Source organism: Tenebrionibacter intestinalis (genome assembly GCF_016632365.1).
GTDB classification, from domain to species: domain Bacteria; phylum Pseudomonadota; class Gammaproteobacteria; order Enterobacterales; family Enterobacteriaceae; genus Tenebrionibacter; species Tenebrionibacter intestinalis.
On record NZ_JAEPBH010000004.1, the window covers coordinates 56000 to 75581 of the forward strand.

General features: G+C 54.3%; 19 protein-coding genes, 1 other RNA gene and 1 other annotated feature. Of the genes, 14 read left to right on the forward strand and 6 right to left on the reverse strand.

The features are described 5' to 3' along the window. The first annotated feature begins 145 nt into the window (after nucleotides 1-145). Nucleotides 146-682, forward strand: coding sequence for a YniB family protein (locus JJB97_RS02590; protein WP_238712246.1), 537 nt, complete (start codon nucleotides 146-148; stop codon nucleotides 680-682). An 82-nt stretch (nucleotides 683-764) separates the two neighbouring features. Here JJB97_RS02590 and JJB97_RS02595 read toward each other — a convergent pair whose 3' ends face one another. Continuing rightward, complete coding sequence (locus JJB97_RS02595) at nucleotides 765-1625, reverse strand: fructosamine kinase family protein (RefSeq protein ID WP_238712247.1); 861 nt, start codon at nucleotides 1623-1625, stop codon at nucleotides 765-767. 104 nt (nucleotides 1626-1729) lie between these two features. Next, nucleotides 1730-2017: a type V toxin-antitoxin system endoribonuclease antitoxin GhoS gene (ghoS, locus tag JJB97_RS02600; RefSeq protein WP_238712248.1), complete on the reverse strand. Its 288-nt coding sequence runs from the start codon at nucleotides 2015-2017 to the stop codon at nucleotides 1730-1732. Nucleotides 2018-2382: 365 nt separating this feature from the next. Here ghoS and thrS point away from each other — a divergent pair, with 365 nt between their 5' ends. From thrS to JJB97_RS02660, 12 genes are all read left to right on the forward strand, one after another. Next, nucleotides 2383-4311, forward strand: a complete 1929-nt coding sequence (gene thrS / locus JJB97_RS02605) for a threonine--tRNA ligase (protein ID WP_238712249.1) — start codon at nucleotides 2383-2385, stop codon at nucleotides 4309-4311. A 3-nt stretch (nucleotides 4312-4314) separates the two neighbouring features. Next, nucleotides 4315-4857, forward strand: coding sequence for a translation initiation factor IF-3 (gene infC / locus JJB97_RS02610; RefSeq protein ID WP_238712290.1), 543 nt, complete (start codon nucleotides 4315-4317; stop codon nucleotides 4855-4857). Between the two features lie 95 nt (nucleotides 4858-4952). Next, entirely contained in the window at nucleotides 4953-5150 is a 198-nt protein-coding gene (gene rpmI, locus JJB97_RS02615) for a 50S ribosomal protein L35 (protein ID WP_001124225.1), read from the forward strand. Between the two features lie 47 nt (nucleotides 5151-5197). Then, nucleotides 5198-5554 (forward strand): 50S ribosomal protein L20, encoded by a 357-nt coding sequence (rplT, locus tag JJB97_RS02620; protein WP_238712250.1) that lies wholly within the window; start codon nucleotides 5198-5200, stop codon nucleotides 5552-5554. A 139-nt stretch (nucleotides 5555-5693) separates the two neighbouring features. Continuing rightward, nucleotides 5694-5816: a sequence feature (Phe leader region), on the forward strand. Further along, a complete protein-coding gene (gene pheM, locus JJB97_RS02625; RefSeq protein ID WP_106120997.1) occupies nucleotides 5699-5743 on the forward strand; it encodes a pheST operon leader peptide PheM in 45 nt (14 codons plus the stop codon). It overlaps the preceding feature by 45 nt. A gap of 62 nt (nucleotides 5817-5878) precedes the next feature. Further along, nucleotides 5879-6862 (forward strand): phenylalanine--tRNA ligase subunit alpha, encoded by a 984-nt coding sequence (pheS, locus tag JJB97_RS02630; RefSeq protein ID WP_238712251.1) that lies wholly within the window; start codon nucleotides 5879-5881, stop codon nucleotides 6860-6862. Nucleotides 6863-6877: 15 nt separating this feature from the next. Continuing rightward, nucleotides 6878-9265 (forward strand): phenylalanine--tRNA ligase subunit beta, encoded by a 2388-nt coding sequence (pheT, locus tag JJB97_RS02635; protein WP_238712252.1) that lies wholly within the window; start codon nucleotides 6878-6880, stop codon nucleotides 9263-9265. Nucleotides 9266-9269: 4 nt separating this feature from the next. After that, entirely contained in the window at nucleotides 9270-9569 is a 300-nt protein-coding gene (gene ihfA, locus JJB97_RS02640; protein WP_238712253.1) for an integration host factor subunit alpha, read from the forward strand. Between the two features lie 366 nt (nucleotides 9570-9935). After that, nucleotides 9936-10913, forward strand: coding sequence for a vitamin B12 ABC transporter permease BtuC (gene btuC, locus JJB97_RS02645; RefSeq protein ID WP_238712254.1), 978 nt, complete (start codon nucleotides 9936-9938; stop codon nucleotides 10911-10913). Between the two features lie 31 nt (nucleotides 10914-10944). After that, nucleotides 10945-11493, forward strand: coding sequence for a glutathione peroxidase (locus JJB97_RS02650; protein ID WP_238712255.1), 549 nt, complete (start codon nucleotides 10945-10947; stop codon nucleotides 11491-11493). Between the two features lie 3 nt (nucleotides 11494-11496). Continuing rightward, a complete protein-coding gene (gene btuD, locus JJB97_RS02655) occupies nucleotides 11497-12246 on the forward strand; it encodes a vitamin B12 ABC transporter ATP-binding protein BtuD (protein ID WP_238712256.1) in 750 nt (249 codons plus the stop codon). 80 nt (nucleotides 12247-12326) lie between these two features. Next, nucleotides 12327-12791 (forward strand): C40 family peptidase, encoded by a 465-nt coding sequence (locus JJB97_RS02660; protein WP_238712257.1) that lies wholly within the window; start codon nucleotides 12327-12329, stop codon nucleotides 12789-12791. A 470-nt stretch (nucleotides 12792-13261) separates the two neighbouring features. Here the strand turns inward: JJB97_RS02660 and JJB97_RS02665 are convergent, their stop codons facing one another. Together JJB97_RS02665 and ppsR are read right to left on the reverse strand one after the other, a co-directional pair. Then, entirely contained in the window at nucleotides 13262-14314 is a 1053-nt protein-coding gene (locus JJB97_RS02665; protein ID WP_238712258.1) for a 3-deoxy-7-phosphoheptulonate synthase, read from the reverse strand. 158 nt (nucleotides 14315-14472) lie between these two features. Next, the gene (gene ppsR / locus JJB97_RS02670) at nucleotides 14473-15306 is read right to left on the reverse strand and encodes a posphoenolpyruvate synthetase regulatory kinase/phosphorylase PpsR (RefSeq protein ID WP_238712259.1); all 834 of its coding nucleotides are present in this window, start codon (nucleotides 15304-15306) and stop codon (nucleotides 14473-14475) included. Nucleotides 15307-15636: 330 nt separating this feature from the next. Here ppsR and ppsA point away from each other — a divergent pair, with 330 nt between their 5' ends. Then, complete coding sequence (gene ppsA, locus JJB97_RS02675; RefSeq protein ID WP_238712260.1) at nucleotides 15637-18015, forward strand: phosphoenolpyruvate synthase; 2379 nt, start codon at nucleotides 15637-15639, stop codon at nucleotides 18013-18015. 160 nt (nucleotides 18016-18175) lie between these two features. Here the strand turns inward: ppsA and rprA are convergent. Both rprA and ydiK read right to left on the reverse strand, forming a co-directional pair. Continuing rightward, nucleotides 18176-18282, reverse strand: an RNA gene (gene rprA / locus JJB97_RS02680) — antisense sRNA RprA. Between the two features lie 181 nt (nucleotides 18283-18463). After that, nucleotides 18464-19567, reverse strand: coding sequence for an AI-2E family transporter YdiK (ydiK, locus tag JJB97_RS02685; protein WP_238712261.1), 1104 nt, complete (start codon nucleotides 19565-19567; stop codon nucleotides 18464-18466). Between the last annotated feature and the right edge of the window lie 15 nt (nucleotides 19568-19582).

A 19582-nucleotide genomic window follows, 5' to 3' on the forward strand; every position in this document is an offset into this window, starting at 1 on the left:
ATGAGTTAAAAGAATATATCAATAACGTAAATCCGCGCCGCTGACCAACGTAAACGCCGGTTGTCGCGGTAAAAATCAGGCGAAAAGGCGGCGGAGAAGGTAAACTTATCCGTTCGAGAGGGCGTTTGTCGAATAAGAGGAAAGAATGACATATCAACAGGCTGGACGCATTGCGCTGCTTAAACGTATTGCCGGATGGATAATTTTTCTTCCGGCGGTGATTTCCACCATTATTTCATTGCTGAAATTTATGTATGAGCGCAGTGAAAAGCAGCCGGGTATTGACGCGGTGATGATGGATTTTGTTCACGTAATGATAGAGATGGTGCGCTTTAATACACCTTTTCTCAATGTATTCTGGCAAAACTCGCCGCAGCCGAATTTCCACAGCAGCCTGAATGTCGGTTTCTGGGTGATTTACATTTTGATTTTCGTGGGGCTGGCGCTTCAGGCCAGCGGCGCGCGTATGGCGCGCCAGGCAAGGTTTCTGCGCGAAGGCGTAGAAGATCAACTGATTCTGGAGAAGGCGAAGGGCGAAGAAGGTTTGTCACGCGCGGCGCTGGAAACGCGCGTGGTGGTGCCGCGTCACTCGATTTTTTTACAAATATTCCCGCTGTATATTCTCCCTGTTGTATTAATTGTGTTGGGCTACCTTTTCTTTCACTTGCTGGGTTTTCTTTAAAGGCGCAGGCGGGCCGGTTAAGCGCGAGCGCAAAGCGTACAGGGATGACGTGAACGCAGCGCTTTGCGACCGCTTTACACGTTCAGGCCGCCAGCACGCGATCGAGCGTGCGCTGCGCCAGCGTAATATGCTCACCGCCAAACAGGCGGGCGCGATTTAATAGCGTGTAAAGCTGATAAATTGGCTGGCGTTCGAGGAAGCTGTCCGGCAGCGGCGTGACTGACTGATAGCCGTCATAGATTTGTGCCGGTTGTTCCCGATGCAGCGGCAGCATAGCAAGATCGCATTCGCGGTCGCCCCAGTAGCAGGCTGGATCGAAAATAAAGGGGCCGAGCGGACCAAGCGCGCAGTTGCCTGACCACAGATCGCCGTGCAGCAGCGAAGGCTGCGGCTGGTGATTTGCCAGCAGGCTGTGTATAGCGTCTACAATTGCGTCGATATCGCCAAAAGCCAGGCCTTTTTCCGCTGCCAGTTCCAGTTGCCAGCCAATGCGCTGTTCGGCAAAAAAAGTTGACCAACGCCGCTGCCAACTGTTGGGTTGCGGCGTGGTGGCGAGATGATTGTCGAAATCAAGGCCGAAATGCGGCTGATCGCTCCACTGGTGGAGGTGGGCAAGCTGCTGGCCCAGCAGAAAGGCGTTATGGGCATCAAGCGGGCGTGGCGGCAGGTATGCCAGTACGATAAAGCTTTCGTCGCGCGTACTGCCTACTGCCAGCGTCTTTGGCACCTGTACGGTTTTGCTGCGCGCCAGCAGCGCCAGTTGATCGGCTTCGGCAGTAAAGCAGGGGAGCATTTCTTTAGTATCGCTTTTAACGAAGATGTCCTGTCCGTTAAATTGCGCCCGCCAGGCCGCGTGGATTTCGCCTCCCGTAAGGGCGACGCGCTGGGTGGATTCTCCCTTACCTGATTGCTCGCTCAGCAGACGATCGATGGTTTGCCACATAATTGTTTTCTCCCGCATGATAAGATCAATCGTGGCACATTATTTGTAGTTAAAACCGGAACCGCCGCACAACTTTTGACCTTGAACTGGCTGATTTTTCGGCGTTAATGTTGCTTTTTACGCCATTGCTCAACGGTAAATACTAACCTGCGGCTCTTCGCCCGGCGCCAGTTTACAGGGCCGCGCGCCAGCGCTTCGACGCCCAGGGAAGGAAGCGCGCTGATTAACCCCCAGGCGCCGGGGCCGAATTCGTTTTGTTTGCCTTTTTCATCCGTGAAGGCAGAAGTAAAACCGGCGCGGGTCAGTTCGTTATTACGCTCATTTGTCGGCGTCAGGGCAGTGGCCTGATGCGTAATGGCGATAATGTAACGGGTGACTTCTGCGCTGCTCATGATTTACCTCGTTGTTATCCCATATTATTTTCCCGGAATAAACAGCATAGTCTGGCTGGCGATTTTATCTACGCAGAAATGCCCAGCTTACCGGCGGCAAACGTTGCCGCCGTAAAAAAGTTTGCCAGGGATAAATTATTCGGGCGAGGGGGCAAAGCGCAGCCTGGCGCGTCAGGGCGACAGGGAAATATAAACGTGTTATTCTCTGCGGTTACGTATGTTGTAGAAACGACAACGCCGGTTAACCGGCTTCACAGCCTGACTCGCGATTGTTGGCGAGAGGGCAAGAGGCCGCTATTTATTTTACAGAAATACTTTGTATGTGAGCTTGCGTATGGCTCACCACTGCAAATAAGGACTATTTAATGCCTGTTATTACTCTTCCTGATGGTAGTCAGCGTTCCTACGACCATGCCGTCAGCCCTATGGATGTGGCGCTGGACATTGGCCCGGGACTTGGTAAAGCCTGTATCGCCGGTCGCGTTAACGGCGGTTTGGTGGATGCCTGCGATCTGATTGAACAGGATGCAACGCTTGCCATTATTACCGCAAAGGACGCCGAAGGGCTGGAGATTATTCGCCACTCCTGCGCGCATTTGCTTGGCCATGCCATTAAACAACTGTGGCCGAAAACTAAAATGGCTATTGGACCTGTGATCGACAACGGTTTCTACTATGATGTGGATATCGATCACACGCTGACTCAGGAAGATATCGATCGGCTTGAAAAGCGGATGCACGAACTGGCAGAGAAGAATTATGACGTCATCAAGAAAAAAGTGACCTGGGAAGAAGCCCGTAAAACGTTCGTTGAGCGCGGTGAAAATTATAAGGTCGCTATTCTCGATGAAAATGTAAGCCACGATGATAAACCGGGCTTGTATCATCACGAAGAATACATTGATATGTGCCGCGGGCCGCACGTGCCGAATATGCGCTTTTGCCATAACTTCAAACTGATGAAAACGGCGGGCGCATACTGGCGCGGCGATAGCAACAATAAAATGCTCCAGCGCATCTATGGCACTGCGTGGGCTGATAAGAAAGAGCTTAAGGCTTATCTGCAACGTCTGGAAGAAGCCTCGAAGCGCGATCACCGTAAAATTGGTAAGCAGCTTGATCTCTACCACATGCAGGAAGAAGCGCCGGGCATGGTGTTCTGGCATAACGACGGCTGGACTATCTTTCGCGAGCTGGAAGTGTTTGTCCGTTCTAAACTTAAAGAATACCAGTATCAGGAAGTGAAAGGTCCGTTCATGATGGACCGCGTGCTGTGGGAAAAAACCGGCCACTGGGACAACTACAAGGACGCCATGTTTACGACCTCGTCTGAGAACCGTGAATATTGCATCAAGCCGATGAACTGCCCGGGTCACGTGCAAATCTTTAATCAGGGCCTGAAGTCTTACCGCGACCTGCCGCTGCGCATGGCCGAATTCGGCAGTTGTCATCGCAACGAACCGTCGGGCGCGCTGCATGGCCTGATGCGCGTACGCGGCTTTACTCAGGATGATGCCCATATTTTCTGTACCGAAGACCAGGTGCGCGATGAAGTGAATAGCTGTATCCGTATGGTTTATGACATGTACAGCACTTTTGGGTTTGAAAAAATAGCGGTGAAGTTGTCCACGCGTCCGGAAAAGCGTATCGGAACTGACGATATGTGGGATCGTGCGGAAACGGATCTCGCCGTGGCGCTCGAAGAGAATAATATTCCGTTCGAATACCAGCCGGGCGAAGGGGCATTTTACGGTCCGAAAATTGAATTCACTCTCCACGATTGCCTGGACAGGGCATGGCAGTGCGGCACGGTGCAGCTTGATTTCTCGCTGCCGTCGCGTCTGAACGCGTCCTACGTAGGAGAAAACAACGAACGCCAGGTGCCGGTGATGATTCACCGTGCAATACTGGGTTCTATGGAACGCTTTATCGGTATCCTCACTGAGGAGTTCGCCGGTTTCTTCCCAACGTGGCTTGCGCCTGTGCAGGTTGTCGTGATGAATATCACCGATGCGCAGTCTGAATACGTTGAAGAACTGGTGCGTAAATTGCAAAGTGCGGGTATTCGCGTAAAAGCAGACTTGAGAAACGAGAAGATTGGCTTTAAAATCCGCGAGCATACTCTTCGTCGTGTTCCGTATATGCTGGTGTGTGGCGATAAAGAAGTCGAAGCCGGCAAAGTAGCGGTGCGTACACGCCGTGGTAAAGACCTCGGCAGCATGGACGTTAACGACGTTATTGCAAAGCTGCAGGAAGAGATTCGCAGCCGCAATCTTCACCAACTGGAGGAATAAGGTATTAAAGGCGGAAAACGAGTTCAAACAGCGCGACCGAATCGTATTAACGGCGAAATTCGCGCACAAGAGGTTCGCTTGACAGGTCTGGATGGCGAGCAGATTGGTATTGTCAGCCTGCGTGAAGCAATTGAACAGGCTGAAGAGGCCGGTGTCGACCTCGTCGAAATCAGCCCTAACGCCGAGCCGCCCGTGTGCCGTATCATGGATTACGGCAAGTTCCTCTATGAAAAGAGCAAAACTTCTAAAGAACAGAAGAAGAAGCAAAAGGTTATCCAGGTCAAGGAAATTAAATTCCGCCCTGGTACTGATGAAGGCGACTATCAGGTAAAACTCCGCAGCCTGATTCGCTTTCTTGAAGAAGGCGATAAGGCCAAAATCACCCTGCGTTTCCGCGGGCGTGAGATGGCCCACCAGCAGATCGGTATGGAGGTGCTTAACCGCGTCAAAGACGATCTGAGTGAACTGGCCGTGGTCGAATCCTTCCCAACGAAGATCGAAGGCCGCCAGATGATCATGGTGCTCGCCCCCAGGAAGAAACAGTAGGCCTTCAAGTAACTTACCCTGCGAGGCTCACGCCTCGCAGGTGTTTTGTTCGCCTGCGTTTCGTTTATCAACAATGCGAAGTGGAAGTAAAAAAGATGCCAAAAATTAAGACCGTACGCGGTGCTGCTAAGCGCTTCAAAAAAACCGGTAAAGGTGGTTTTAAGCACAAGCACGCTAACCTGCGTCATATTCTGACTAAAAAAGCGACTAAGCGTAAGCGTCATCTGCGCCCGAAAGCAATGGTTTCCAAAGGCGATCTGGGTCTGGTTATTGCGTGCCTGCCGTACGCATAAGCTAACGTTTTTTAACTTTTTAAAAGAATAGATACAGGAGAGAGCACATGGCTCGCGTAAAACGTGGTGTGATTGCACGTGCACGACATAAAAAAATTCTGAAGCAGGCCAAAGGCTACTATGGTGCGCGCTCTCGCGTATACCGCGTTGCCTTCCAGGCTGTTATCAAAGCTGGTCAGTATGCTTACCGCGACCGTCGTCAGCGTAAGCGTCAGTTCCGCCAGCTATGGATTGCACGTATCAACGCTGCCGCCCGTCAGAACGGTTTGTCTTACAGTAAATTCATCAACGGCCTGAAAAAGGCGTCTGTTGAAATTGACCGTAAGATCCTGGCTGACATCGCCGTATTCGACAAAGTGGCGTTCAGCGCCCTGGTTGAAAAAGCGAAAGCAGCACTGGCGTAAGCCGGTAAAAAGAGGGAGCGTGCTCCCTCTTTTTACGCGCTTGATCGGATCGTTTGGCGAACAACTGAATCAATTTATTGACTTTTTGTAGCGTAACCCGTTCAATAGAACCCGTTTAACCCGCACTGTAAGGTAACTGCAAGCATGAACGCTGCTATTTTCCGCTTCTTTTTTTACTTTAGCGCCTGACTCTGGAGACTTCGCGCGTAAGAAAAGAAACGAAAAGTACGCTGAAGGCCTCCTTTATGGAGGCCTTTTTTTTACCCGACAATTTTGCATACAGACCAATGGCTCCGGCCTTCTGGCCGGCATAAGAGGAAAACCATGTCACATCTCGCAGAGCTGGTTGCCAGCGCAACGGCGGCCATCAATGAGGCTCAGGATGTCGCCGCACTGGATAACGTGCGTGTTGAATATCTGGGCAAGAAAGGGCGCCTGACGCTTCAGATGACGACCCTGCGCGAACTGCCGCCCCAGGCGCGTCCCGCTGCCGGCGCGGTTATTAACGAAGCGAAAGAGCAGGTTCAGCAGGCGCTTAACGCCCGCAAAGCCGAGCTGGAAGGCGCTGCGTTAAATGCGCGTCTGGCTGCGGAAACCATTGATGTCTCCCTGCCGGGGCGCCGTAGTGAAAACGGCGGCCTGCATCCTGTGACCCGTACAATAGACCGTATTGAGAGTTTCTTCAGCAAACTGGGTTTTACCGTAGCTACCGGCCCGGAAATTGAAGACGATTATCATAATTTTGATGCGCTCAATATCCCGGGGCATCACCCGGCGCGCGCGGACCATGACACCTTCTGGTTTGATGCGACGCGTCTGCTGCGCACGCAGACATCCGGCGTGCAAATTCGCACGATGAAAAACCAGCGGCCGCCAGTTCGCATTATTGCGCCGGGTCGCGTCTATCGTAACGATTACGACCAGACCCATACGCCGATGTTTCATCAGATGGAAGGCCTGATTGTCGATACTGACATTAGCTTCACCAACCTTAAAGGTACGCTGCACGACTTTCTGCGCAACTTCTTTGAAGAAGATTTGCAGGTGCGTTTCCGTCCCTCCTATTTCCCGTTTACCGAACCGTCTGCTGAAGTGGATGTGATGGGGAAAAACGGTAAATGGCTGGAAGTGTTGGGCTGCGGCATGGTGCATCCGAACGTGTTGCGCAACGTAGGCATCGACCCGGAAGTGTATTCCGGCTTTGCTTTTGGTATGGGTATGGAGCGCCTGACCATGCTGCGCTACGGCGTGACCGATTTGCGCGCGTTCTTCGAAAACGATCTGCGTTTCCTCAAACAGTTTAAATAAGGGCAGGATAAGGTAATGAAATTCAGTGAACTGTGGTTACGCGAATGGGTGAATCCGGCGCTGGACAGCGCGGCGCTGTCGGAACAAATCACGATGGCCGGGCTGGAAGTGGACGGCGTAGAACCGGTCGCGGGCGCATTTAACGGCGTGGTTGTCGGCGAAGTGGTTGAGTGTGGGCAGCATCCTAACGCAGATAAGCTGCGCGTCACGAAAGTCAACGTTGGCGGCGATCGCCTGCTTGATATTGTCTGCGGTGCGCCGAACTGCCGTCAGGGTCTGAAGGTAGCGGTTGCTACCGTTGGCGCGCTGTTGCCGGGCGAGTTTAAAATTAAGGCGGCGAAGCTTCGCGGCGAACCTTCTGAGGGGATGCTGTGTTCTTACTCTGAACTGGGCATTTCTGACGATCACAGCGGCATTATTGAACTTCCACAGGATGCGCCGGTTGGCGTCGATATCCGCGACTATCTGAAGCTTGATGACAATACGATTGAAATCAGCGTAACGCCGAATCGCGCCGACTGCTTAGGCATTATGGGCGTGGCGCGCGATGTGGCGGTACTAAACCAGCTTTCGCTGAACGCGCCGGAGATACCGGCTGTTGCGGCGACCATTGCCGATACGTTGCCGATTCGCGTTGACGCGCCGCAGGCGTGTCCGCGCTATCTGGGGCGCGTCGTCAAGGGTATTGATGTGTCCGCGCCCACGCCGCTGTGGATGCGGGAAAAACTGCGCTGCTGCGGAATTCGCGCCATTGATGCTGTGGTGGATGTGACTAACTACGTACTGCTTGAGCTGGGCCAGCCGATGCATGCTTTCGATAAAGATCGCATCGACGGCGGTATCGTGGTGCGTATGGCCAAAGAAGGCGAGAAGCTGACTCTGCTTGACGGCAGCGAAGCGCAGTTGAACGCGGATACGCTGGTTATCGCGGATAACAGCAAAGCGCTGGCGATGGGGGGCATTTTTGGCGGCGAACATTCCGGCGTAAATAGCGAAACGCGTAATGTGTTACTGGAGTGCGCCTTTTTTGATCCGCTGTCCATTACCGGTCGCGCGCGCCGCCACGGTTTGCATACCGACGCTTCGCATCGCTATGAGCGCGGGGTGGACCCGGCGCTCCAGTACACGGCTATGGAGCGCGCGACGCGCCTGTTGCTCGATATCTGCGGCGGAGAGGCCGGGCCGGTTATTGATATTACCTGCGAAACCGGGCTGCCAAAACCGGCCACCATTACGCTGCGTCGCAGCAAGCTCGATCGTTTACTCGGCCACGCCGTGCCGGATGCGCAGGTCAGCGATATTCTGCGTCGCCTGGGATTTGCCGTTACCGAAGGTCGGGATGAATGGACGGCGGTTGCGCCTTCCTGGCGTTTTGATATTGCGATTGAAGAAGATCTGATAGAAGAAGTTGCCCGCGTTTATGGTTACAACAATATCCCCGACCGGCCGCTAAGGGCAAGTCTGACGATGGGCAACCATCGTGAAGCGACGCTTTCCCTGAAACGTGTAAAAAACATGCTGGTGGATAAAGGCTATCAGGAAGTCATCACCTATAGCTTTGTCGATCCTAAAGTGCAGCAGCTTTTGCATCCGCAACAGGAGGCGCTGATCCTGCCAAGCCCGATATCCAGTGAAATGTCGGCAATGCGGCTTTCTTTGTGGAGCGGCCTGTTGGGAGCGGTGGTATACAATCAGAATCGTCAGCAAAACCGCGTGCGTTTGTTTGAAAGCGGCTTGCGCTTCGCGCCCGATCCTCAGGCCGACCTGGGCATTCGCCAGGATCTTATGCTGGCGGGCGTCATCTGCGGTAACCGCAGCGAAGAACACTGGGATATGACAAAAGACACGGTTGACTTCTACGACCTGAAGGGGGACGTAGAGTCTGTGCTGGAACTGACGGGTAAATTATCTGAATTTGAATTTCGCGCCCAGGCGCATCCGGCCTTGCATCCTGGCCAAAGCGCTGCCATTTATTTAGAAGGCGAGTACATTGGATTTATAGGCGTTATCCATCCGCAACTGGAGCGCAGGCTCGATCTAAACGGCCGTACGCTGGTGTTTGAGCTGCTTTGGGAAGGCATTGCGCAGCGCCGTATACCGCAGGCGCAGGAGGTTTCCCGCTTCCCGGCAAACCGCCGTGACATCGCCGTTGTGGTCGCTGAAAACGTTCCCGCAGCAGAAATTATCAACGAATGTAAGAAAGTTGGCGCAAATCAGGTAGTTGGCGTAAACTTGTTTGATGTGTACTGCGGCAAGGGCGTTGCCGAGGGCTATAAGAGCCTCGCCATTAGCCTTATCCTTCAGGATACCGACCGTACACTGGAAGAAGAGGAGATTGCCGCTACCGTTGCCAGATGTGTTGCGGCACTAAAAGAGCGATTCCAGGCATCATTGAGGGATTGAAACTATGGCGCTTACAAAAGCTGAAATGTCAGAGTACCTGTTTGATAAGCTGGGGCTTAGTAAACGGGATGCCAAAGAACTGGTAGAGCTGTTTTTTGAAGAGATCCGTCGCGCTCTGGAAAATGGCGAGCAGGTTAAGCTTTCTGGTTTTGGTAATTTTGACTTGCGCGATAAAAACCAACGCCCCGGGCGTAACCCGAAGACCGGCGAAGATATCCCCATCACGGCACGTCGCGTGGTGACTTTCCGGCCTGGTCAGAAGCTGAAGAGCCGGGTTGAAACCGCTACACCGAAAAACAACTAAGCAACAGAACCAAAAAGGCCGCCTCGTGCGGCCTTTTTCTTTCCCGCCAGCCGGGCTGTGTCAGGCGTGGCGCGGATTTCCTGTTTTCAGAAAGCCATTTTCATCATTGAGTGGGGACGCCTGCCTGCGTCCCGGCGTCGGTTTTACCCCACAGCGCAAAGTAACCCGGTCGGCAACGTGAAACGAGTGCGTGTGAAAACGGGGCGACTTATCTGTCCACTCCCCCGGCGTTAAGGCTTTTTATTTCAGTTGTTTTGTTAATACCGCCGACCTGCCGGTTACGATAAAAAGCAGGTAGTAAATGCTTTGCAGAACCTGGAGCGGTTCGTAAAATCATCCCCTATGCCTTTATGACGCGAAAATTCGATGCTGATATTTATTGCCCAACAGCGCCGCCGGGAGCGCCGCTGGCTAATTTGCCTTGCAGCGTTACTGCTGGGCGCCGTGCTGCTTAGCCTGTGCGCGGGCGAACGCTGGTTTGGTCCGGCGGCGTGGTTAAGCGATGCCGGGCGGCTGTTTGTTGGGGAGATACGCCTGCCGCGTACGCTGGCGGTGCTGCTGGTGGGGGCTTCGCTGGCGGTAACCGGCACGGTTATGCAGACGCTGTTTGATAACCCGCTGGCGGAGCCGGGATTGCTTGGCGTTGCCAATGGCGCCGGGGTGGCGCTGGTCGGCGGCGTACTGCTTGGCCAGGGCGCGCTGCCTGGCTGGGGCCTCAGCGCTTGTGCGATTGCGGGCGCGCTGACGGCGACGCTGGCGCTGTTGCGTTTTGCTCGCCGCCAGCTTTCCATCAGTCGCCTGCTGCTGGCCGGGGTGGCGTTGGGTATTATCTGTAGTGCGCTGATGACCTGGGCGGTTTACTTCTCAAGTAGCCTCGATTTACGTCAACTTATGTACTGGATGATGGGCGGCTTCGGCGGCGTGGGCTGGGAACAGGGGTGGTTGATGATAGCCCTTTTACCTGCGTTGGCTGGGTTGTGCCGCTGCGCAGGCCCGCTAAATCTACTGGCGCTCGGTGAAATTTCGGCGCGCCAGCTTGGTCTGCCGCTGTGGCTGTGGCGCAATTTGCTGGTGGCCGCGACCGGCTGGCTGGTGGGCGTTAGCGTGGCGCTGGCCGGGGCCATTGGTTTTATCGGGCTGGTTATTCCACACGTGTTACGACTGTGTGGGCTGAGCGATCATCGCGCGCTACTGCCTGCCAGCGCGCTGGCAGGCGCCACGACGCTGCTGCTGGCGGACGTTATTGCGCGCCAGGCGCTCCGCGCCGCGGAGCTGCCTGTTGGTGTGGTGACTGCCACGCTGGGCGCGCCAGTATTTATCTGGCTATTGTTAAAAACGCAATAATCCATTCACCAAATGCGACCAGGAGTGTGCTATGCAGTCGATTCTCAATACCCCCGTGACCACTATTGATGGCGAAAACACCACGCTTATGCCGTGGCAGGGTAACGTGTTGCTTATTGTAAACGTGGCTTCCCGTTGCGGCCTGACGCCGCAGTATGCGCAGCTTGAGGCCTTGCAGGAAGCGCGCGGTGCGAAAGGCTTTAGCGTGCTGGGTTTCCCCTGCAACCAGTTCCTTGAGCAGGAGCCGGGTAGCGATAGCGAGATTAAACATTTTTGCAGTACGACCTACGGTGTCACCTTCCCGCTGTTCAGTAAAATTGAGGTTAACGGCGAGCGGCGCCATCCCCTCTATCAAAAACTGATTGCCGCAGCGCCTGAGGCCGTATTTCCACAGGGTAGCGATTTTTATGCGCGCATGGTCAGCAAAGGGCGCGCGCCGCAGGAGAAAGGGGATATTCTGTGGAATTTTGAGAAATTTCTCATCGGGCGTGATGGTCGGGTTGTACAGCGTTTCTCACCGGACAGCGCGCCGGATGCTCCCGTTCTGACGCAGGCCGTTGATGCGGCGCTGGCTGGCTGATTAGTGCCTGTGTTGCTGCGTCTGGAGAGTGTCGCATTAAGCGGGCGCGTGGCGTCAGTTACCGCACAGGTACGCTGTGGCGAACTGTTACATCTTGTCGGTCCAAACGGCGCGGGTAAAAGCTCCCTGCTGGGGATAATGGCGGGTTTGCTGCGCGCGGAAGGGCGCATTTTGTTCGACGGCAGACTGCTTGCTGACTGGCCGCCGGCTGCGCTGGCGCGGCGGCGCGCGCTGCTTGCCCAGCAGCAGACGCCGCCGTTTGCTATGCCGCTCTGGCGCTATTTGCGTCTGCATCAGCTTGACGGCGAGAACGACAGGGCGATGTTGAATCGGGCGCAGGCCTTACAACTGGGGGAAAAGCTCGATCGCCCGCTTGCATCGCTCTCCGGCGGTGAATGGCAGCGGGCGCGACTGGCGGCGGTACTGTTGCAGTTGGGAGATGGCGAGGATCTCAGCGGTAAACTTTTGCTGCTTGATGAGCCGATGAACAGCCTGGATGTGGCGCAACAGGTGGCGTTAAATACGCAGTTACAGGCGCTGTGCCGCGCTGGCGCAGCGGTGGTGCTGAGCAGTCATGACCTTAATTACAGTTTGCGCCATGCAGCGCAAGTATGGCTGATGGCGCGTGGCGTATTGATAGCGCGGGGGGAACCTGATTGGGTTTTGACGCCAGCGCAGCTAGCGCCTGTTTATGGTGTAATGTTCCGACGGCTGGCGGTTGAAGGCGACAACGTGCTGATTACGGCGCAGTAACATGCGCGAAGCTTGCCTGCGCAGCGAAGCGCGGGCTACATTAGCCTCAATAATAACGGATGCCAGAGGATTTACAGGACATGCGGCTGTGGTTACTGTTAACGGCAACGCTGGTGCTGGTGGGCTGTAGTCACCATCGCGCGCCGCCTCCTAATGCGCGACTTTCGGATCCTGTCATGGTGATTGCACAACTTAAGGATCAGTTTAATAGCTGGCGAGGAACGCCTTATCGCTACGGCGGCATGAGCCGTCGCGGTGTGGACTGTTCCGGGTTTGTAGCGCTGACCTTCAGCGACCGCTTTGCGCTGAACTTGCCGCGTGAGACGCGCAGCCTGGCGCAGGTAGGCACCCGTATTGATAAAGAAGATCTATTGCCAGGCGATCTGGTGTTTTTTAAAACCGGGCGCGGCGGCAACGGCCTGCACGTGGGTATTTACGATACCGACAATCAGTTTATACATGCCTCCACCAGCCGTGGCGTGATACGTTCGTCTCTGGAAAACGTTTACTGGCGTGATAAATTCTGGCAGGCGCGGCGAATCTGATAATCCCCCCCTCCGGCGCAGTCTGCGTTTAACTCCTGCGCTGGCGGCAGGTGACGCCATGCTGATGCGAATCGCGCAAACCCACCGGTTTTTTCACAACGAGCGCTATTACTACCGACATGAGCTGCAACAATTCACCAAACGGGTGGACTACACCATTGAGCGTCACTGAACGTATCGGGCCACGCTGAGAGAACCGTACCGCGATGAGGACCGGGGCCATCGCCGCCGGACTGGGGCCGACGGCTTGAGTAACGTACGATAAAAAGGGGGGGCGTAACCTGTTCTCCCGGGACGGGCATCAGACTTCGGAACGCGCAATGCCGGAGAATCAAAAAATCGTTTTTTGCCTGGTTATCAGAAGGCGTCTGAGCGACGCTACAGCCCTTGCAAGGAGCGCGCTGGCGCGGGTAGCGCCGTACCGGGTTCACGGCGCTACGCGGTAAGGCGAACTTGCCTGCCTGCGACGACTATGCGCAGAAGCGGCTGTCAACCGCATCGGCAAGCCTGGCAAGCAGCGTTTCGCTCTGTTGCCAGCTCAGGCAAGGATCGGTTACCGACATGCCGTAGATGAGCGGCTTGCCGCTGATAACAGGCTGGGCGCCTTCTTCAATGAAGCTTTCCACCATAACGCCAGCGACTGCGCGAGAGCCCGCGCGGATCTGCCGGCAAATCTCGTCACAGACGTCCAGTTGGCGGCGGTGTTGTTTCTGGCAGTTGCCATGACTGAAATCCACCACCAGATGTTGTGGTAAATCCCATTCGCGCAGGCTGGCGCAAGCAGCGGCAATATCCTGCGCATGATAGTTCGGTCGTTTGCCGCCGCGCATGATGATATGGCCAAAGGGGTTGCCGCTGGTCTGGTATATGGTCATCTGGCCGTTTTTGTCTGGCGAAAGGAACATATGGCTGACGCGTGAGGCGCGAATGGCGTCAACGGCGATACGGATATTGCCATCAGTGCCGTTTTTAAAACCCACAGGGCAGGATAGCGCCGAGGCCATTTCGCGATGGATCTGACTTTCAGTGGTGCGTGCGCCAATGGCGCCCCAGCTAATCAGATCGGCAATAAACTGGCCGGTCACCATATCAAGAAACTCGGTAGCTGTCGGGACGCCAAGCTCGTTTATCTGCAGCAGCAGGCGGCGCGCTTGCTCAATGCCGGCATTAACACGACAACTGCCGTTGAGATCGGGATCGGAGATAAGCCCTTTCCAGCCTACAACGGTACGTGGTTTCTCAAAATAGGCGCGCATGACGATTTCCAGACGATTACCGTAGCGTTCGCGCAGGGGAACAAGGCGTCGCGCGTAGTCCAGCGCAGCAATGGGATCGTGGATGGAGCAGGGCCCGGCGATCACCAGCAGCCGCTTGTCTTCGCCGTTAAGTATATGTTCAATACGGCGGCGCGATGCGCTAACGTGCCCGGCGACTGTGGTTGTGAGCGGGCAGCGTTTGGCCAGCTCTGCCGGCGTTATCAGGCTATCGATGCGTGCGCTACGCAGTTCGTCTGTTTTATTCATGCGGTGTCTCAAAATCGGTGGCTTCGCTGCGGCCGAAGTGCCGGGAAGTGATGACGATCACGATAAACCAATTTGTGCTGATTTTAAACTTTCCGAAAGGTTCATCTGCCAGTTATCAGGCACCTTATCACAGAATATTGCGCTATTAAACTAGTTTGCTAGTACATTCGGCGATTCAATCCTGCAATATCCATGATTTTTGTAGCAATTTCTTCAACGGAATAATTGGTGCTGTTAAGATAGCGAATCTGATTTTTGCGATACAGCGCTTCTACCTCCGCGACTTCCATGCGGCACTGACGCAGTGAGGCATAGCGGCTGTTTTCCCGACGCTCTTCACGTATAGCCGCCAGCCTTTGTGGATCTATCGTTAACCCAAATAACTTATGTTGCAACGGCTTTAGCGTCGCGGGCAGTCGCAGGTTATCCATATCGTCGGCGATGAACGGATAGTTAGCGGCGCGGATGCCGTACTGCATCGCGAGATAAAGGCTGGTGGGCGTTTTACCGCAGCGCGATACGCCCAGCAGGATAATCTGCGCCTGATCGAGGTTGCGCATCGAAACGCCATCGTCGTGGGCCAGCGTATAATCAATGGCGGCGATGCGCGCGTCATAGCGGTTAAGGTTGCCAGGCGTCAGGCCGTGAGTGCGGTGCGCGACCGGCGTAGGCTCAAGGCGCAGCTCGCTCTGAAGCGGGGCCACCAGCGCCTGTACGATATCCTGACAAAATCCCTGGCTTTCCAGGATGATATTGCGGATTTGTGGCAGCACGATAGAGAAAAACACCAGTGGGCGCTCGCCGGTTTGTTGCCAGATAGCATCAATTTGTTCTTTTACGGCACGGGCGCGGCTTTCGGTTTCCACGAATGGCAAAGTCAGGCTATTAACCGTAACCGGAAACTGTGACAGCACCGCATGACCCAGCACTTCCGCGGTGATGGCGGTGCCGTCGGAAATATAAAATACGTGTCGATCGACAATTTTGTCCATAGCCGTGCTCCTGAAAACAAAGGTTGTGAAACTATAAAGTAAAACAAATTGCATAAATGAAAAACCGCTCTCCTGTGAATAAATATGAAATGCGGTTTTTAAAATTAATGAACTCGCTCTTTCAGTTAATTCAGAATGGTTAAACCACAAATAAAATAGTGATTAACTTTATTATCAACAGGTTAGTCTGCCAGGGCGGCTGTCTGAAAAAACAGTTTTTTTATTTGCTTGAACGATTCACCGTTTTTACGCAGCCGATAATTATGGCAGGCTAAAACAAATGTGAGAGGTTTCTCGCGCCCATTCATTTATCACAAAAGGATTGTTTTGATGTCCAACAATGGCTCGTCACCGCTGGTGCTTTGGTATGACCAACTCGGCATGAATGATGTAGACAGGGTCGGGGGCAAAAACGCCTCCCTTGGTGAAATGATCACGAACCTTTCAAGCGTCGGCGTTTGCGTACCCAACGGGTTTGCGACTACTGCTGATGCGTTTAACGCGTTTCTTGACAGCCGCGGCGTAAATGAACGCATCTATAAGTTGCTTGATGAAACCGACGTTGATGACGTTGACGCGCTGGCGAAAGCCGGGACGCAGATTCGCCAGTGGATCATTGATACCCCTTTCCAGCCAGAGTTTGAACAGGCTATTCGTGAAGCCTATCAGCAGCTTTGCGCCGATGACGATAACGCATCGTTCGCTGTGCGCTCCTCCGCTACCGCAGAAGATATGCCGGATGCGTCGTTTGCCGGTCAGCAGGAAACTTTCCTTAACGTTCAGGGAATCGACGCCGTTATGACGGCAGTGAAGCACGTTTTTGCTTCTCTTTTTAATGACCGCGCTATTTCTTACCGTGTTCACCAGGGCTATGACCATCGCGGCGTGGCGCTTTCGGCGGGCGTGCAGCGTATGGTGCGCTCTGACCTTGCCGCGTCGGGCGTGATGTTCACTATTGATACCGAGTCCGGTTTTGACCAGGTGGTATTTATCACTGGCGCATGGGGTCTTGGTGAAATGGTGGTACAGGGCGCGGTAAATCCCGATGAATTCTATGTGCATAAACCGACACTGGCGCAGGGCCTGTCTGCTATTGTGCGTCGCACTATGGGATCGAAAAAAATTCGCATGGTTTATGGCGATACGCAGGAGCATGGCAAGCAGGTTCGTATCGAAGATGTGCCGCAAAGCGATTGCGACCGTTTCTGTATTACGCAGGAAGAGGTGCAGGCGCTGGCAAAGCAGGCTGTGCTGATTGAACAGCACTACGGCCGCCCGATGGATATCGAATGGGCGAAAGACGGTCATAGCGGAAAACTGTTTATTGTGCAGGCTCGCCCGGAAACCGTGCGTTCACGCGGCCAGGTAATGGAGCGTTATACGCTGCACGCGCAGGGCAGGATTGTAGCCGAAGGGCGCGCTATCGGGCATCGCATCGGCGCGGGTACGGTGAAGGTGATTCACGATATCAGCGAGATGAACCGCATCCAGCCCGGTGATGTGCTGGTAACGGATATGACCGATCCGGACTGGGAGCCTATCATGAAAAAAGCCGCTGCGATTGTCACCAACCGCGGTGGACGAACCTGCCATGCGGCGATTATCGCCCGCGAACTTGGCATTCCCGCCGTGGTAGGCTGCGGCGATGCTACCGGGCGCCTGAAAGACGGTGAAAAGGTGACCGTATCCTGCGCCGAAGGTGATACCGGCTACGTATACGCCGAACTGCTCGACTTCAGCGTGAAAAGCTCCAGCGTCGATACGATGCCGGAACTGCCGCTGAAAATAATGATGAACGTCGGTAACCCGGACCGGGCGTTCGACTTTGCCTGCCTGCCGAACGAAGGCGTAGGCCTGGCGCGTCTGGAATTCATCATCAACCGGATGATCGGCGTGCATCCGCGTGCGCTGCTGGAGTTTGACCAGCAGGAACCGGCACTGCAAAACGAAATACGTGCCATGATGAAAGGCTATGATTCGCCGGTAGAGTTTTACGTAGGGCGGTTAACAGAAGGTATCGCTACGCTTGGCGCGGCATTCTGGCCGAAGCGTGTGATTGTGCGTTTGTCTGATTTTAAATCTAACGAATATGCCAATCTGGTAGGGGGGGAGCGTTACGAACCGGAAGAGGAAAATCCGATGCTGGGCTTTCGCGGCGCCGGCCGCTATGTGTCGGAAAGCTTCCGTGATTGCTTCGCGCTGGAGTGCGAGGCGGTTAAACGAGTGCGTAACGAAATGGGGCTGACTAACGTTGAAATCATGGTTCCGTTTGTGCGCACGGTTGAGCAGGCAAAAGCCGTCATCGACGAACTGGAACGGCAGGGACTCAGGCGTGGTGAAAACGGGCTGAAGGTGGTGATGATGTGCGAAATTCCCTCTAATGCCCTGTTGGCAGACCGCTTCCTTGAATACTTCGACGGTTTTTCCATCGGCTCTAACGATATGACACAGCTAGCGCTGGGGTTGGATCGCGATTCCGGCGTGGTGTCAGCACTGTTTGACGAACGTAACGATGCCGTAAAAGCGCTGCTATCGATGGCGATCAAGGCGGCGAAAAAGCAGGGTAAGTACGTTGGCATTTGTGGGCAGGGGCCGTCTGATCACGAAGATTTTGCAGCCTGGCTGATGCAGGAAGGGATAGACAGCCTGTCGCTGAATCCGGATACCGTGGTCCAGACCTGGCTAAGCCTGGCCGAGTTGAACAAGTAATTACATGTACGCTCTTAGTGCCAGCCGTTTGTCAGGCTGGCATTTTTACGTCTGACGACGGGTGTTCAGGCGCAGGTTAATCGTTACGCGTAGGGCGGCTCGTCTGTCAGGCCGTTATGACAATACGGGCGCGAAATAGTCGAAATGCGGCGTACGGCAGATAAAAAAAGGCCCATCGTGGGAGATGGGCAAAGACTACACACAGCAATTCGTTGTTCACTCAGGGGATTACCATGTTTATAAATCAAGGAGATGATTTATAACCGAGGAAATATACTAGAAGATCTTACCCTAAATTGCGATCGGATTTGTCCCAATAGTTAAAAAAAGATAAAGGTTCTGAAGAAGAAAATTTGCTGATCAGGGTCAATACATCACCCTGTGACTATATTTTGCGTATCTTACATAAGACAATCTAAACATTTGTCAGAAAGTTCTCTATATCTGCTCATTTATTTTCCTGAGAGACTTTCGGCGTTTGTGCAGCCGCAGCAGACTGTGGTTCCGGCGCCTCAGATACCCATACGGAGTAAATGCGCCACGATACGGCCAGCACGACTGGCCCAATAAACAGCCCAATCATGCCAAAGGCAATCATACCGCCAATAACGCCAGTCAGAATCAGTACCAGCGGCAGGTCGGCGCCCATACGGATAAGTAGTGGGCGAATAACGTTGTCCAGCGTTCCCACCACGCAGCTCCACACCAGCAACACCGTGCCCCATGTGGTATCGCCGCTCCAGTATAGCCAGATAATGGCCGGAATCAGTACCGGTAGCGGCCCAAGTTGCACCAGGCAGCTAAAGATCATAACAACCGTTAGCAGCCTGGCATAAGGAATACCGGTAACCGCCAGACCGATGCCCCCTAATACCCCCTGCACCAGAGCGGTTACCACCACGCCCAGCGCAACGGCGCGAATGGCCTGTGCGGCCAATACGACAGCGGCATCGCCGCGCCTGGCCGCCAGCCTGAAGGCGAAATGGCGAAATCCCTGCGCGACCTGTTCGCCACGCCAGTACAGCAGTACGCTGAACAGCAGCATCAGGGCGCAATGTATGACGAACCGGCCGATATGCGCAGCCTGGCCGATAAACCATGTTGTCGTGGTACCGATATAGGGGCGCACCTTCGCCATAATAGCGCTACCGCCGCTGTCGATAAGCGTGTTCCAGCTACTGTAGAGTTTAGCGCCTGCCAGGGGAACGGCGTTCAGCCACTCAAGACGCGGCAGCGCCATATGGCCGGAGGTCGCCCACTTTATTAACGGGCCGCTGTTGTCAACCATGCTGTTAACCAACAGGGCAACGGGCACAATAAACAGAATCAGCAGCAGCAGCGTCATAACCAGCACCGCCAGCGAACGACGGCCCCACAGCAGACGTTGCAGGTATAACAATACCGGCCAGGTGGCAATGACGACAGTGCCAGCCCACGTAAAGCCCAGAATAAAAGGCCTTACAATCCACAGGCAGGCAGTGATAATCAATAACAGAAACATCACAGACAGCAAAATCTGCGCGATATCCACGGGATGACGATTTTTTAACATAACATCCTTTCTAAC

Excerpts from the sequence above, each read along its gene's own strand:
- JJB97_RS02590 (WP_238712246.1), top strand. The coding sequence starts at position 146 with ATGACATATCAACAGGCTGGACGCATTGCGCTGCTTAAACGTATTGCC.
- pheT (WP_238712252.1), top strand. The coding sequence starts at position 6,878 with ATGAAATTCAGTGAACTGTGGTTACGCGAATGGGTGAATCCGGCGCTG.
- rplT (WP_238712250.1), top strand. The coding sequence starts at position 5,198 with ATGGCTCGCGTAAAACGTGGTGTGATTGCACGTGCACGACATAAAAAA.
- ppsR (WP_238712259.1), bottom strand. The coding sequence starts at position 15,306 with ATGGACAAAATTGTCGATCGACACGTATTTTATATTTCCGACGGCACC.
- JJB97_RS02595 (WP_238712247.1), bottom strand. The coding sequence starts at position 1,625 with ATGTGGCAAACCATCGATCGTCTGCTGAGCGAGCAATCAGGTAAGGGA.
- btuC (WP_238712254.1), top strand. The coding sequence starts at position 9,936 with ATGCTGATATTTATTGCCCAACAGCGCCGCCGGGAGCGCCGCTGGCTA.
- ghoS (WP_238712248.1), bottom strand. The coding sequence starts at position 2,017 with ATGAGCAGCGCAGAAGTCACCCGTTACATTATCGCCATTACGCATCAG.
- ydiK (WP_238712261.1), bottom strand. The coding sequence starts at position 19,567 with ATGTTAAAAAATCGTCATCCCGTGGATATCGCGCAGATTTTGCTGTCT.
- ihfA (WP_238712253.1), top strand. The coding sequence starts at position 9,270 with ATGGCGCTTACAAAAGCTGAAATGTCAGAGTACCTGTTTGATAAGCTG.
- JJB97_RS02660 (WP_238712257.1), top strand. The coding sequence starts at position 12,327 with ATGCGGCTGTGGTTACTGTTAACGGCAACGCTGGTGCTGGTGGGCTGT.
- rpmI (WP_001124225.1), top strand. The coding sequence starts at position 4,953 with ATGCCAAAAATTAAGACCGTACGCGGTGCTGCTAAGCGCTTCAAAAAA.
- JJB97_RS02665 (WP_238712258.1), bottom strand. The coding sequence starts at position 14,314 with ATGAATAAAACAGACGAACTGCGTAGCGCACGCATCGATAGCCTGATA.
- pheS (WP_238712251.1), top strand. The coding sequence starts at position 5,879 with ATGTCACATCTCGCAGAGCTGGTTGCCAGCGCAACGGCGGCCATCAAT.
- thrS (WP_238712249.1), top strand. The coding sequence starts at position 2,383 with ATGCCTGTTATTACTCTTCCTGATGGTAGTCAGCGTTCCTACGACCAT.
- ppsA (WP_238712260.1), top strand. The coding sequence starts at position 15,637 with ATGTCCAACAATGGCTCGTCACCGCTGGTGCTTTGGTATGACCAACTC.
- JJB97_RS02650 (WP_238712255.1), top strand. The coding sequence starts at position 10,945 with ATGCAGTCGATTCTCAATACCCCCGTGACCACTATTGATGGCGAAAAC.